Raw genomic sequence first — 13,291 nt, forward strand, 5'->3', positions numbered from 1 at the left:
GGGCGGAAAGCCCCGGACAACAAAGCCTTCCCAGCCGTGTCCGTCCTGTTCCTGAGAGGGGATCACCATGACCGTTCTCATTTCGCCAATCGAGCTTTCCGCCCTGATGACCGCCGAGCCCGCCGTGGTCATCGACACCCGTTCGCCCGACGCCTATGCCGCCGGCCACATCCCCGGCGCGGTGAATCTGCACGAGATCTTCACCTATCTCGCCACCTCGACGCCTGAGGGCTTCGCGGAACTGAAGGCCAAGTTCGCCGACGCCTTCGGCAAAGCGGGCCTGTCCGGCAGCGAGACGGCGGTGATCTACGAGCAGTCCATGAATTCCGGCTTCGGCCAGTCGTGCCGCGGCTATTTCCTGCTCACCTTCCTCGGCTATCCGAAGGTGAAGGTGCTGCATGGCGGCTTCGCCGCCTGGACCGCCGCCGGCCTGCCGGTCTCCACCGAGGCGCCGGCTCCGAGTGCGGCCGCCTTCCCGGTGGACGAGGCGGCGGGCGAGGTCATCATCGATGTCGGAGCGATGCTTGAGGCGGTCGCCGACCCCGCCATCGCCAAGCTCGACGTGCGCGACGTGGACGAGTGGATCGGCGAGAGTTCCTCGCCCTACGGCAAGGATTTCTGCCCCAGGAAGGGCCGCATCCCCGGCGCCAAGTGGATCGAGTGGTACCGCATGATGAAGCCGACTGCTGAAGGGCCGCGCTTCAAGTCGTCAGCCGAGATCATGGCGGAGTGCGCGAGCGTCGGCATCACCGCCGACACGCCGGTCTACCTCTATTGCTTCAAGGGCGCGCGCGCCTCCAACACCTTCCTCGCGCTCAAGGAGGCGGGCGTGAAGGACGTGAAGATGTACTTTGGCTCCTGGAACGAGTGGTCGCGCGATCCCAGCCTGCCCATCGAGGTAGGGCATCCGTCGGCCACTTGAGCGAAACCGCCAGGAGGAGCCGCGCCGTGCCCGAGATCACCTGCTATTTCAGCCCCCAGTCCGGCTATGCCTATCTGGGGCACGCGCGAGCGCGGGCCATCGCCCGCGCCCACGGCGCCGCCATCCAATGGCGGCCCGTGGACATCCTCAAGGTGTTTGCCGCGGGCGGCTCCACCGCTCCGGCCAAGCAGTCGCCCCAGCGCAATGCCTATCGCAAGCAGGACATCGTGCGCTGGGCCAAGGCCGCCGGCATCCCCATCAACACCGAGCCGAAGTTCTGGCCCACCGACACCCTGCCCGCCTGCCGGCTGATCGCCGCCGCCATCGCGGCCGGGGAGGACCCGGCCGACCTGATCGGTGCCTGCCTTGCCGCCGTGTGGGCGCGCGACCTGCAGATCGCCGACCCGCAGGTGCTTTACGAGCTCGCCTCTGAGGCGGGGCTCGATGCCCTCGCCCTCGCCGAGCGCGCCGCCGGGCCGGAAGCGGCGGCGCTGGTGGAAGCCTATACCGCCGAAGCGGTGGAGAAGGGCGTGTTCGGCTCGCCCACCTACGTCATCGGCGACGACATGTATTTCGGCCAAGACCGCCTTCACTTCGTGGACGCGCGCCTCGCCGCGATGAAGGAGACCGCGGCATGAGCGCGCCCTTCGTCATCATCGGCGCCGGCCAGGCCGCCGCCCAGGCCGCCGTCTCGCTCCGCGCGGAGGGCTATGGCGGCGAGATCGTCATGATCGGCGACGAGACCCATCTGCCCTACCAGCGCCCGCCGCTCTCCAAGGCCTTCCTCGCCGGCGAGATGAGCGCCGACCGCCTGGAGCTGAAGGCGCCGAATTTCTACCCCGACAGCGGCATCGACGTGCGCCTCGGCACCCGTGCCGTGCGCCTGCTGCCTGCCGCAAAGGCAGTGGAGATCGATGGCGGCATTCGCATCGCTTATGAGCGGGCGCTGATCGCCACCGGCACCCGCGCCCGCGCGCTTCCGGTGCCCGGCGCGGACCTCGAGGGCGTGTTCTCCATCCGCTCCATCGACGACGTGGCGCGCTTCCGCGCGGTGGCGCAGCCGGGGGCGAAGCTCGTCATCGTCGGCGGCGGCTATATCGGCCTCGAAGTCGCGGCCAAGGCCAACAGGATCGGCCTCGACGTGACCGTTGTGGAGGGCCAGCCGCGGGTGCTCGCCCGCGTCGCCTGCGAGACCATCTCGCGCTACGCCACCGATCTCCAGCTCGCCCACGGCGTGCGGGTGCTCACCTCCATGGGCGTTTCCGCGATCACCGGCACGGAGCGCGTGACCGGCGTGGAGCTCGTGACCGGCGAGGTGCTGCCGGCGGACCTCGTGCTCGCGGCCGTGGGCGCGGTGCCCAACCTGGAGCTGGCCGCGGACGCCAGCCTCGCCATCGAGAACGGCATCAGGGTGGACGCGCAGGCGCGCACCTCTGACCCTTCCATCTACGCCGTCGGCGACGTCGCCTCGTTCCCGAGCGGGCTCTACGGACGGCGCATCCGCCTGGAATCCGTGCAGAACGCCATCGATCAGGCCAAGGCGGCGGCAAAGGCGATGCTGGAGGGCGCCGTGACCTACGATCCGGTGCCGTGGTTCTGGTCCGACCAGTACGATACCAAGCTCCAGATCGCCGGCCTGCTGGACGGCTTCGACCGCACCGAGTGCGAGGGCGACGTGGCGGCTGGCCGGTTCTGCGTGCGCTATTTCGCTAGCGAACGGCTGATCGCCGTGTGCTCGGTGAACGATCCCAAGAGCCACATGCTGGCGCGCCGCGCGCTCGCCGCGCCCCTTGCCCAGGGGAGTGCCGCATGAGGCCTTCCCCAATGGCACGAGGGTTGCCTTCCGAACACCACCCCTGAACCCGCAACCGCGCAGGAGACCCTGATGTCGATGTTCTCGAACCCGTTCTCGCTGAAGTCGAGGCTCGCGCGCTGCCTGTGCGGACGCCATGCCAGCGCCGAGGAGCACGCGGCGGCGGAACGGGCTTCGTCGCTCTCGGACGACCAGCGCTACACCGAGGTGGTCGCCTCCGGCCTGATGCGGGCGCTGTTCCCGAACGACCTGAAGCGCCGGGCCTTCCTGAAGGCGGTGGGGACCACCTCCGCCGCCGCGGCGCTCGGCTCCTTCTTCCCGCTCGGCACCGCCACCGAAGTGTTCGCCCAGACCGGCAAGCCCGAGAAGACCAACCTCAAGGTGGGCTTCATCCCGATCACCTGCTCGACGCCCATCATCATGGCCCACCCCATGGGCTTCTATAAGAAGCACGGCCTCGACGTGGAGGTGGTGAAGACCGCCGGCTGGGCAGTGGTGCGCGACAAGACCATCAACAAGGAATACGACGCCGCCCACATGCTGGCGCCCATGCCGCTCGCCATCTCCCAGGGCATCGGCTCGAACGCGGTGCCGTTCGTCACGGCGGCGATCGAGAACATCAACGGCCAGTCCTTCACGCTCGGCATCAAGCACAAGGACAAGATGGACGTGAAGTCGTGGAAGGGCCTGAAGTTCGCCATTCCCTACGACTTCTCCATGCACAACTACCTCTTGCGCTACCTGCTGGCGGAGAACGGCATCGACCCGGACAACGACGTGCAGCTGCGCGTCGTCCCGCCGCCGGAGATGGTGGCGAACCTGCGCGCCGAGAACATCGACGGCTTCCTCGCGCCCGGCAACGTCGCCCAGCGCGCGGTGTTCGACGGCGTGGGCTTCATCCACTCCTTGTCGAAGTCCATGTGGGACGGGCATCCGTGCTGCGCCTTCGCGGCGAGCCGTGAGTTCATCACCACCATGCCCAACACCTACGCCGCGCTGCTGCGCGCCATCGTCGACGCCACCGGCTACGCCTCCAAGGCCGAGAACCGCAAGGAGATCGCCAAGGCCATCGCCCCGGCCGCCTATCTCAACCAGCCGGAGGTCGTGCTGGAGCAGGTGCTGGTGGGCAAGTACGCCGACGGCCTCGGCAACATCAAGGACGACCCCAAGCGCGTCGATTTCGATCCCTTCCCGTGGGAGAGCTTCGCCGTTTGGATGCTCACCCAGATGAAGCGCTGGGGCCAGGTGAAGGGCGACGTGGACTACAAGACCATCGCCTCGCAGGTCTTCCTCGCCACCGACGCGGCCAAGGTGATGAAGGAGATGGGCCTCACCCCGCCAGCCACCACCACCAAGAGCTTCTCGGTGATGGGCAAGATGTTCGACCCGTCGAAGCCGGAGGAGTACGTCGCCTCCTTCGCCATCAAGCGGTCCTGAGCCATGACGAAGAGCCTCGGCCTGAGGGCCGGCATCCTCTCGGTGGCGCTGTTCATCGTCTTCTGCGGCCTCTGGCAGATCGCCGTCACCCCGAGCGCGAGCACGGGGCCGGCGCTCGATCCCGAATATGCGAAGCTCATGGGCATCACCACCGCAGGCTCCCAGTCCGCCATGCCGGGGCCGCTCGACGTGGCTCAGAAGCTCTGGGACAACCTGAAGCGCCCGTTCTACGACAACGGGCCCAACGACAAGGGGCTGGGCCTCCAGCTCCTCTATTCCATCGGCCGGGTGGCGATCGGCTACGCGCTCGCGGTGCTGGTCGCGGTGCCGATCGGCTTCCTGATCGGCATGTCGCCGCTCGCCTACCGTGCGCTCGACCCGTTCATCCAGGTGCTCAAACCCATCTCGCCGCTCGCCTGGATGCCGCTCGCCCTCTACACGATCAAGGATTCCTCGCTCTCGGCCATCTTCGTCATCTTCATCTGCTCCGTGTGGCCGATGCTCATCAACACCGCCTTCGGGGTGGGGTCGGTGCGCAAGGAATGGCTCAACGTCGCCCGCACGCTCGAGGTGGGGCCGTGGCGGCAGGCCTTCACGGTGATCCTGCCGGCGGCGGCGCCCACCATCCTCACCGGCATGCGCATCTCCATCGGCATCGCCTGGCTCGTCATCGTGGCGGCGGAGATGCTCGTGGGCGGCACCGGCATCGGCTACTTCGTCTGGAACGAGTGGAACAACCTGTCCATCTCGAACGTGATCGTGGGCATCCTGCTCATCGGCGTGGTCGGCATGGTTCTCGACCTCATCCTGGCGCGCCTCCAGCGGCGCGTGACCTTTCCGGAGTGAGCGCCATGGAAACCACGCAGGAACGTCAGAACGAGCGCTTCATCTCCATCGAGGGCATCGCCCGGCGCTATCCGACGCCGGGGGGCGGGGCCACCACCATCTTCGAGGACCTGTGGCTGCAGGTGGCGCGGGGAGAATTCGTCTGCGTCATCGGCCATTCCGGCTGCGGCAAGACGAGCGTGCTCAACATCCTTGCCGGGCTGGAGGCGCCCTCCGAGGGCGTGGTGGTGGTGGACGGCCAGGCGATCGAGGGGCCGAGCCTCGACCGGGCCGTGATCTTCCAGGGCCACGCGCTTCTGCCCTGGCGCAGTGTCATGGGCAATGTGAGCTATGCCGTCTCCTCGCGCTGGCGCAAGGCCTCGCGGGCGGAGATCGAGGAACGCTCCAAGCGCTTCATCGAGCTCGTGGGCCTCAAGGGCAACGAGCTGAAGAAGCCGGCGGAGCTCTCCGGCGGCATGCGCCAGCGCGTCGGCATCGCCCGGGCGCTCTCCATCGAGCCCAAGATCATGCTCATGGACGAGCCGTTCTCGGCGCTCGACGCGCTGACCCGCGGCACGCTCCAGGACGAGGTGCGGCGCATTTGCACCTCCACCGGCCAGACCGTGTTCATGATCACCCACGACGTGGACGAGGCGATCTACCTCGCCGACAAGATCGTGCTCATGACCAACGGCCCGGAGGCCATGGTCGCCGAGGTGGTGGAGAACCCGCTGCCGAAGGATCGCACCCGCGACACCATCCATCGCGAGAAGGACTATTACGCGGTGCGCAACCACCTGGTGGATTTTCTGGTGGCGCGCTCCAAGACCTTCCGGGACGAGAAGCCCAAGGACTACGACCAGCGCAAGCCGCCGCTGGTGCGCCCGGCCGGCAGCCTGCCGCCCGAGGCGCCGGCATCGACCGCGAAGTCGGCTTTGTCCTCCAACACCATTCCCTTCCCCTCCGTCGCCAGCGGCCGCGACTAGCTGCCGGCGCCCTTCCCCCGTCCAAGGCGGTCCAACGAGAAACGTGGAGTAACGGCAATGAAGCGTGAACAGCTCACAGAGAAGATCCTCGACATCAAGCGCGAGAAGGGCTGGACCTGGAAGTACATCTGCTCCGAGATCGGCGGCATGTCCGAGGTGCTCGTGGTCGGCGCGCTGCTCGGCCAGATGAAGCTGGTGAAGCCGCTGGCGAAGAAGGCCGCCGAGCTGTTCGGCCTCTCCGAGGCGGAGGAGCGGATGCTGAACGAGGTGCCCATGCGCGGCGCCGGCACGCCCATGCCGCCCACCGATCCCTTGATCTACCGCTTCTACGAGCTGGTGATGGTGAACGGGCCGGCCTGGAAGGCGCTGATCGAGGAGGAGTTCGGCGACGGCATCATGTCCGCCATCGACTTCAACATGGACATGGTGCGCGAGCCGAACCCCAAGGGCGACCGGGTGCAGATCACCATGTCCGGCAAGTTCCTGCCTTACAAGTATTACGGCGCTGAGCAGGGCATTCCCGAATACGGCTTCAAGGAGGCCTGAGGGCAGGGGGCTTGCGCCTCGCGCCGATGGCTCGCCGCCACCCCTCCCCGTAAGGAGGAGGGGTGGCAAGCGCTACCCCGCGCGCCGTTCCTCGCTGCGTGCACCTATTTCGCCAACCCGCCGAACCAGGCGCCGAAATAGCCCGCATAGAGCTCCGGCGCCTCGAGGTTCATGGAATGGCCGATGCCCGGCACGGCGACGAAGCGGCAGTCGGGCATGAGATGCGCCATCTCCTTCATGTCGGCCTCGGCGATGACCCCGTCGCGCACGCCCCACACGACGAGGTGGGGATGGCGGATGGTGCCCATCCTCGCCTTCAGCTCGCCCGAGCGCGCCTCCTTGGTGAGGGTGTCGGGCGTGCCGAACCAGATGCCGTCCGAAACCCCGGACACCTGGTCGACGATCCGGTTGAACAGCAGCGCCCGCGCGCCGTCGCCCGCCGTCACCTGCGGCAGGAAGCGCGCCGGGCCGGGATTGGGGAGAAGGGTCTCTGGCGCGAACAGGCTCGGCGCAGTGGTCGCCATGATCTCGCGCGCGAGCGCCGTGTCGGCCTTCATCCTGCCGAAGAAGGCCGACTTTTCCGGCGGGAAGTCGATGCCCTGCGGCCCCACCGGCGAGAGCGAGAGCACCCGCCCGAACCGGTCCGGCTGCGAGAGGATCATGCGGGTGGAGATGATGCCGCCGGTGGAATGGGTGGCGAGGTGGCAGAAGTCCACCTTCAGCGCGTCGAGCGCCGCCAGCATGTCGTCCGCGTGCCGGGCGATGGAATAGTTGGAGAAGTCAGGCGCGGGGACCGGCTTGTCGCTGTCCCCGCACCCGCGCCAGTCGATGGCGATGGTGCGCACGCCGCGCGGGAAATGTGGCGCGGCGAGCTCGATCCAGTCCTTGCTGGCAAGGTTGCCGTGGACGAACAGGACCGTCACCGGTCCCTCGCCCCATTCGCGGAAGGCGAGCTCGATGTCGCCGACCCTGATCCTGCCTGCCACGGCGCGCCTCCCTACTTGTTCAGCCCCTGGGGCGTCGCGGCGGCCGCCGGAGCGGCGGCCTTGGGGGCGCTGGCCGTGCCGTTGATGATGAGGTCAACCATGCCGGGCGTGGTGGTCTCCACCCGGCCGGTCTTCACGAAGTCCACCGCATCCTCGGCGAACTCGATGGGATCGTCGGTGTGGATGAAGTGCGCCGTGTCCGGATAGACCTTCACCGACACCTCGCGCCCGGCCGCCGTCATGCGCCGCATGAAGGGCATGATGGCCTGCCGCGAGAGGTCGTTCAGCCCGTTGAAGGCATAGCCCGGAATGAACGGCTCCTTGGCGCCGAAGGCGAGGAAGATCGGCACCTTGATGTCGGTGAGCCGCTTGTAGAGGCTGTTCGGGTCCTTCTCCTGCAGCTCGATCGCCATGGTGTAGATGTCGAAGATGAAGAGGTCGACCCACTGCTGCAGCTCACGCGGGTCGCCCTTGATCATGCCGATGCGCTGGGCGGTGTGGAGCCGGGCATATTCGCTGTCGCGGATGAAATAGCCGGACTTCGAGGGCGTGACGGCGCCCGTCACCGGGTCGCGGCGGCGGAAATGAAAGAAGTCGTCGATCTGCTGGGCGGTCTGGTTCTTCTCCCGCTCGCGCAGGCCGGTCTGGTCCCAGGTGGCCTTCCACTTGTCGAAGTCGCGGGCGAACTCCGGGTTGAAGAAGTCCAGCTTCTTGCCCGGCGCCACCGTGATCTCGCGGGGATACTCCTCAAGTCCCGCGGGCGCCTCCAGCACCAGCTTCGTCACCGCCTCGGGCCAGGTGAGGGCATAGCCGAGCACCAGCTGCCCGCCCATGGAATGGCCCATATAGGCGGCCTTGCCCACCTTGAGCTGGTCCACCACGAGTCCGTGCACCACCTCGCGCATGTCCTGCATGGTGCGGGCGGGGCTCTTGTCGAGATTGCCGGGCCCTGACATGCCGTAGTGCGGCAGGTCCGGCACGATCACGCGCAGCCCGCGCTCCAGCGCGACGCGCATCACGTTGCCGTAATGGCCGCCGAACGCGCCCTTGCCGTGGACGATGACCAGCACTTCCGGGTTCGGATCGGTGCCGGCATATTCGTCCATGTAGCCGATGTCCCACTCGACGCCGCGGCCGTCCTTCACCTTGGCCTTCTTCACCGGGAAGGGATAGGTGACGAAGGTGTTCCAGAACGACTTGTCGGGCGTGATGTCGGCCGCGACCGAGGGCGTCCTGTAGGTCTTCGCCACCAGCAACTGGTTGCGGGTGAGGCGCGCCACGTCACCGAGGAAGGTCGCGACGATGGGGTCGAACTGCTTGTTCTTGAGGATCGAGAACACGCCATAGTGCGCCACCGGCGAGGTCTCGTGCACGAAATCGGCGCCGGGCACCTTCTCCACCGCGCGCTTGGCGCGGTCGAAGGTCAGCCACTGGTCGTTCTCGATGTGCATGACCATGGTGCGCGCCTTGATGCGCTTAAGGTCGGCGTTGATGTTGTACTGCTCGCCGGCGCGGTTGCGCCACAGGAGGTCGACAGCGTCGAACAGCAGCGCCCTGGCGTTCACCGAGGCGCCGGCCTGCGGGGTCGGCGGCTTCCAGTAGAAGATGTCCGGCTGCACCTTCGCCCAGTCCTGCTGGGAGCGGAAGTCGAAGTCGAAGCCGGTGAGCAGAAGCACCGACCAGCCGAAGGCGACGCCCTGGTTCGGGTGCTTGTCCTTGGGCAGGGCGTAGTAGTTGCCGCCGGTGGCGCGCCATTGCGGGTCGCTCTCGATGGCCGCGGACATGAGCTGGAAGGTCCAGTTGCCCACCGGGTCGCCTCCGTCCGACTGGGTGGTGCCGCCGATGGGCATCAGGCCGTTCATGAAGTCCGGATGCATCACGCCCCAGACATAGGTCTGGGTGGCGCCCATGGAGACGCCCGTAACCAGCGCGGCGCGCGCGACCTTCAGGTGGTCGCGCAGCATGCGGTAGTTGGACTGGACGAGATCCTGGTAGCTGTATTGCGGGAACTTCTGGCCCAGCCCCTCGGACGGCTTGGAGGTGCCCCACAGGCCGAGGCCGTCGAGGATGACGACATAATATTCGTTGGTGTCGATGGCGAGGTTGGGGCCCACCACGGGCCCGCCGGAGAGGCCCGTGCCTTCGACCCACTGGGCGTACATGTCGGTGGCGTCGCCGGAATAGAAGGCGTTGATGATCACCGCGTTGGTGATCTCGCCGGCGGCGTTGCGCTTCGGCGTGCCGAGCGCGATGTAGGCTGTCCGAAGCGATCCGCCGCCGAGCGATTCCAGCGTGGTGCCGCCCTCGCCGCCGTTCTGCCATTTGTCCGGGGCCGAGAGGTCGTAGGTGCCGCCGATGCGGAAGTTCGGCACCTCGAAGAACTTCTTGAGCGGGCATAGCCGCGCCTGCGAGCAGGTGGCCGTGATCGGCTGCGGCAGCAGCGCCGAGCGCGGCGCCTGGGCGAGCGCCGGCGCGGCGCCGGTCAGCGCCATGCCGAAGGCGGCAGCTGCGAGGGACAGGTAACGCATGGGTCGGTCTCCCGTGCCTTGTTCTTCTGCGGCGCGGCGGCCCCGCGGGGCGCCGATCGGGCGCGCGGCTTGATCGGTGGCACGGCCGCGCCAGCTTGGCAATGACCCGGCGCGGGATGGCGGGCTGCTTGCCCGGCTTGGCTTTTCGGAGACGGCGGCCCGGGAGGGGCGAGGCGCCTCAGGCGCCCGCCGGGGCTGGAACCGGCGCGCCACGCACGACGGAAAGCGCGTTGGCGAGGGCGACGAAGCCGGCGACGTCGATCTCCTCCGCGCGCGCGGTGGGCTCGACCCCGGCCGCCTCCAGCAAAGCGAGCGGATCGGTGCCGAGGCTCTTCAGGCTCTGGCGCAGCATCTTGCGGCGCTGGCCGAAGGCGGCTTCCGTCACCTTCTCCAGCACCGCGAGCGCGCAGGGCGCGGGCGCCGCGCGCGGCACGAGATGCACCACCGAGGAGGTCACCTTGGGCGGCGGAACGAAGGCCGAGGGGGCGACGTCGAAGGCGATCTTCGCCTGCGCGCGCCAGCCGGCCAGCACCGCCAGGCGCCCATAGATCTTGGAGCCGGGCGCGGCGACGATGCGCTCGGCCACCTCCTTCTGGAACATCAGCGTGAGCGAGGCGAACCAGGGCGGCCACGGCTCGGCGGAAAGCCAGCCCACCAGCAGCAGGGTGGCGATGTTGTAGGGCAGGTTCGCCACCACGCGCGCCGGGGCGTCGCCGATGAGCGGGCGCACGTCCACCTTCAGCGCGTCGCCTTCGATCACCTCAAGGCGGCCGGGATAGCGGGTGGCGATCTCGCCCAGCGCCTCGATGCAGCGCCGGTCGCGCTCGATGGCGATGACGCGCGCCGCGCCCAGCGCCAGCAGCGCCCGCGTGAGCCCGCCGGGGCCGGGGCCGACCTCAATCACGGTCGCGCCCTCCAGCGGCCCGGAGGCGCGGGCGACGCGGGCGGTGAGGTTGAGGTCGAGCAGGAAGTTCTGCCCCAGCGACTTCTGGGCGGAGAGGCCGTGGGCGCGGATCACCTCGCGCAGCGGTGGCAGGTCGTCGAGCGCGCTCACGCGGCCTGCGCCCCCGCCGCCTCGGTGTCGGCGAGCCGGCGGGCGAGCTTCAGCGCCGCGATCAGGCTCGATGGATCGGCACGCCCGGTGCCGGCGATGTCGAACGCCGTGCCGTGATCCGGCGAGGTGCGGATGAAGGGCAGGCCCAGCGTCGCGTTCACGCCGTCATGGAAGGCCAGCGTCTTGGCCGGGATCAGCACCTGGTCGTGATACATGCCGATGGCCACATCGTAGCGCGCGCGCGCTTCCGGATGGAACATGGTGTCGGCCGGAAGCGGGCCGATGGCGGCGATGCCCTCGGCGGCGAGCGCCGCCACGGCCGGGCGCACCACGGCCTCGTCCTCAATCCCCATGAGGCCGCCTTCGCCCGCATGGGGGTTGAGGCCGCAGAAGGCGAGGCGGGGCCGCGCAAGGCCGAAGCGCCGCGCCATGTCGCGGGCGACGATGCGCCCGGTCTCCACCAGCAGGCCGGTGGTCAGGAGGCCGGGTACGTCCTTCAGCGGCACGTGGATGGTGGCGGGAACGACGGCGAGCTGAGGCGACCAGATCAGCATCGCCGGGCGCGGCACGGAGCCGTCGGGCCGGCGCGCGCGGTCGGTGAGATATTCGGTGTGGCCGGGGAAGGGGAAGCCGGCCGCCTGAACCACGGACTTCGCGAGCGGGCAGGTCACGAGCGCGTCAGCCAGGCCGACCATCACGAGATCGAGCGCGGCGGCGAGCGCCTCCAGGACGCAGGCCGCGCTCGCCGCGTCCGGCCGCCCGGGCGCCGCCGTGGCGGCGGGGCCGGCCGCGAGAACAGGCAGGGCGTCGGCGAAGAGCGCCGCCGCTTCTTCCGGCACGGTGCGCGCGAGGGGAATGTCGAGGCCGAGCCGGCGGGCGCGGTCTTCGAGCAGATCCGGGTCGCCCACGGCGATGAAGTCGGGAACCTCGCGCGCGCGGCGGTCGCGCCAGGCCATGAGGACGATTTCCGGCCCGACGCCGGCGGGCTCGCCGAGGGCGAGCGCGAGGGGACGGCGCGCCGTGGGACGCATCGTCCGGGGCGGCGCGGCCGGGGGAGGTGTCATCAGCGATATTCGATGAGCGAGGCTTTTCTCAGCTCGGCGATCATCTTCTTGGATTCGGCGGTGAACTGGGACGTGCTGAGCTGGTCCTTGATCTCGCGCTTCTGGGAGCTTTCGCCGCGCACCTCGGTCTTGTTGCAGACCGCGAATGTCTCGACGCCGAACTGGCTCACCTCCGGCGGGGTGAGGCGGCCGACCTCGGTCTTGTCGAGCAACTGGCGCAGCTGCGCCGGCATGTCCGACGACAGGCGCAGGATCGGCTGGCGCACCACCACCTCCTTGAGGCCCTTGGCCATGGCCAGGCCGGCGTCGCAGCTGGTGAAGCGCTGGCGCAGGCCATTGGCCTCCTGGAGGCGGGCGCCATGGTTGCCACCGTTGCGCGGCACCACGAAGACGATGGGGTAGAGGGTGTATTCGGTGGCGATGAGCTGGGTCGTGCCTTGGCGCTGGAGCGCGGCGATCACGTCGGAATCGCGGATCATGGTGGTGCCAGCGCGCCCGCGCACATACTGGCCCCACACATAGTCGGCCACCAGCTTGTCCTTGAAGATGCGGGCGTCGAGGCCCCCCTGCGCGAAGCTGGCGGTCAGCTCGGCGGCAGTGCGGCCGGAGCGCTCGGCGACGCCGGCATACATGCGGTCGATGTCCGCCTGGTCGACGGTGGTCTGCAGCCGGCGGATCTGCTGGGTCTTGATGCGGTCGTCGATCAGCTCGTCCAGCGCCTCCTTGGCGGTGATGGACTTGCGCTCGATCAGCTGATGCAGGCGCTGGCGCTGGCTGACGTCATAGGAGGTGATGGGGTCGCCATTCACCACCACCACCACCTTCTGCGCCGCGGCGGGCGTTGCCAACGCGAAGGTTGCGACGAGGGCGGCGAAGCAAAAGCGTATCAGAAAAGGCATGGTGCATCCGCGAGTTGGCGCGCGCAGAGCGACGATCCGGGTTGACCGTGGAGCTCCTCAATGAGGATGGCATCCGTTCCTGGCAGCAATGGGGCTGCGACGGCGTGCGGCGGGCAGGCCGACAGCGCCAGTGCCGTTTTGCCATCAAAAGCAGCCGGGCGCCACCCTCCGGCGTGCGCGGAACGAACCGCTCTCGCCCCATTGTGACCGCGAAGGCCGCGCCCGGATCGG

12 protein-coding genes are annotated in these 13,291 nt (G+C 68.6%); 7 read left to right on the forward strand and 5 right to left on the reverse strand.

Annotation, left to right across the window (positions count from 1 at the left end; translation table 11 throughout):
• Positions 1-67 precede the first annotated feature (67 nt).
• From V5F67_RS05585 to cynS, 7 genes are all read left to right on the forward strand, one after another.
• On the forward strand, positions 68-922 hold the full coding sequence (locus V5F67_RS05585) for a sulfurtransferase (protein WP_394018381.1): 855 nt from the start codon (positions 68-70) through the stop codon (positions 920-922).
• Between the two features lie 26 nt (positions 923-948).
• Positions 949-1,560 carry a 2-hydroxychromene-2-carboxylate isomerase gene (locus tag V5F67_RS05590; RefSeq protein WP_394018379.1) on the forward strand — a complete coding sequence of 204 codons (612 nt, stop codon included), beginning with the start codon at positions 949-951 and terminating at the stop codon, positions 1,558-1,560.
• Positions 1,557-2,735, forward strand: a complete 1,179-nt coding sequence (locus V5F67_RS05595; RefSeq protein WP_394018377.1) for an NAD(P)/FAD-dependent oxidoreductase — start codon at positions 1,557-1,559, stop codon at positions 2,733-2,735. The genes V5F67_RS05590 and V5F67_RS05595 overlap by 4 nt, the downstream gene beginning before the upstream one ends.
• Positions 2,736-2,807: 72 nt before the next feature.
• Positions 2,808-4,172 (forward strand): CmpA/NrtA family ABC transporter substrate-binding protein, encoded by a 1,365-nt coding sequence (locus V5F67_RS05600; protein ID WP_394018375.1) that lies wholly within the window; start codon positions 2,808-2,810, stop codon positions 4,170-4,172.
• A gap of 3 nt (positions 4,173-4,175) precedes the next feature.
• Positions 4,176-5,018, forward strand: a complete 843-nt coding sequence (gene ntrB, locus V5F67_RS05605) for a nitrate ABC transporter permease (protein WP_394018373.1) — start codon at positions 4,176-4,178, stop codon at positions 5,016-5,018.
• Between the two features lie 5 nt (positions 5,019-5,023).
• The gene (locus V5F67_RS05610) at positions 5,024-5,983 is read left to right on the forward strand and encodes an ABC transporter ATP-binding protein (RefSeq protein ID WP_394018371.1); all 960 of its coding nucleotides are present in this window, start codon (positions 5,024-5,026) and stop codon (positions 5,981-5,983) included.
• A gap of 57 nt (positions 5,984-6,040) precedes the next feature.
• Positions 6,041-6,529 (forward strand): cyanase, encoded by a 489-nt coding sequence (gene cynS, locus V5F67_RS05615; RefSeq protein ID WP_394018369.1) that lies wholly within the window; start codon positions 6,041-6,043, stop codon positions 6,527-6,529.
• Positions 6,530-6,633: 104 nt separating this feature from the next.
• On the opposite strand, the gene V5F67_RS05620 is transcribed toward cynS, so the two are convergent.
• The 5 genes from V5F67_RS05620 to V5F67_RS05640 all read right to left on the reverse strand — a co-directional run bounded on the left by V5F67_RS05620 (position 6,634) and on the right by V5F67_RS05640 (position 13,060).
• Entirely contained in the window at positions 6,634-7,515 is an 882-nt protein-coding gene (locus V5F67_RS05620) for an alpha/beta fold hydrolase (RefSeq protein WP_394018367.1), read from the reverse strand.
• 11 nt (positions 7,516-7,526) lie between these two features.
• The gene (locus V5F67_RS05625) at positions 7,527-10,043 is read right to left on the reverse strand and encodes an alpha/beta hydrolase (RefSeq protein WP_394018365.1); all 2,517 of its coding nucleotides are present in this window, start codon (positions 10,041-10,043) and stop codon (positions 7,527-7,529) included.
• Between the two features lie 178 nt (positions 10,044-10,221).
• Positions 10,222-11,097, reverse strand: coding sequence for a 16S rRNA (adenine(1518)-N(6)/adenine(1519)-N(6))-dimethyltransferase RsmA (rsmA, locus tag V5F67_RS05630; protein ID WP_394018363.1), 876 nt, complete (start codon positions 11,095-11,097; stop codon positions 10,222-10,224).
• Positions 11,094-12,161: a 4-hydroxythreonine-4-phosphate dehydrogenase PdxA gene (gene pdxA, locus V5F67_RS05635; RefSeq protein WP_394018361.1), complete on the reverse strand. Its 1,068-nt coding sequence runs from the start codon at positions 12,159-12,161 to the stop codon at positions 11,094-11,096. The genes rsmA and pdxA overlap by 4 nt, the downstream gene beginning before the upstream one ends.
• On the reverse strand, positions 12,161-13,060 hold the full coding sequence (locus V5F67_RS05640) for a peptidylprolyl isomerase (RefSeq protein WP_394018359.1): 900 nt from the start codon (positions 13,058-13,060) through the stop codon (positions 12,161-12,163). The genes pdxA and V5F67_RS05640 overlap by 1 nt, the downstream gene beginning before the upstream one ends.
• Positions 13,061-13,291: the final 231 nt, after the last annotated feature.

It is taken from the genome of Xanthobacter pseudotagetidis, assembly GCF_043194795.2.
In the GTDB taxonomy this organism is placed as follows: Bacteria; Pseudomonadota; Alphaproteobacteria; order Rhizobiales; family Xanthobacteraceae; genus Xanthobacter; species Xanthobacter tagetidis_A.

Coding starts and splice junctions, on each gene's coding strand:
- V5F67_RS05585 (WP_394018381.1), top strand. CDS start 68: ATGACCGTTCTCATTTCGCCAATCGAGCTTTCCGCCCTGATGACCGCC.
- V5F67_RS05595 (WP_394018377.1), top strand. CDS start 1,557: ATGAGCGCGCCCTTCGTCATCATCGGCGCCGGCCAGGCCGCCGCCCAG.
- V5F67_RS05600 (WP_394018375.1), top strand. CDS start 2,808: ATGTCGATGTTCTCGAACCCGTTCTCGCTGAAGTCGAGGCTCGCGCGC.
- ntrB (WP_394018373.1), top strand. CDS start 4,176: ATGACGAAGAGCCTCGGCCTGAGGGCCGGCATCCTCTCGGTGGCGCTG.
- V5F67_RS05610 (WP_394018371.1), top strand. CDS start 5,024: ATGGAAACCACGCAGGAACGTCAGAACGAGCGCTTCATCTCCATCGAG.
- cynS (WP_394018369.1), top strand. CDS start 6,041: ATGAAGCGTGAACAGCTCACAGAGAAGATCCTCGACATCAAGCGCGAG.
- V5F67_RS05625 (WP_394018365.1), bottom strand. CDS start 10,043: ATGCGTTACCTGTCCCTCGCAGCTGCCGCCTTCGGCATGGCGCTGACC.
- pdxA (WP_394018361.1), bottom strand. CDS start 12,161: ATGACACCTCCCCCGGCCGCGCCGCCCCGGACGATGCGTCCCACGGCG.
- V5F67_RS05640 (WP_394018359.1), bottom strand. CDS start 13,060: ATGCCTTTTCTGATACGCTTTTGCTTCGCCGCCCTCGTCGCAACCTTC.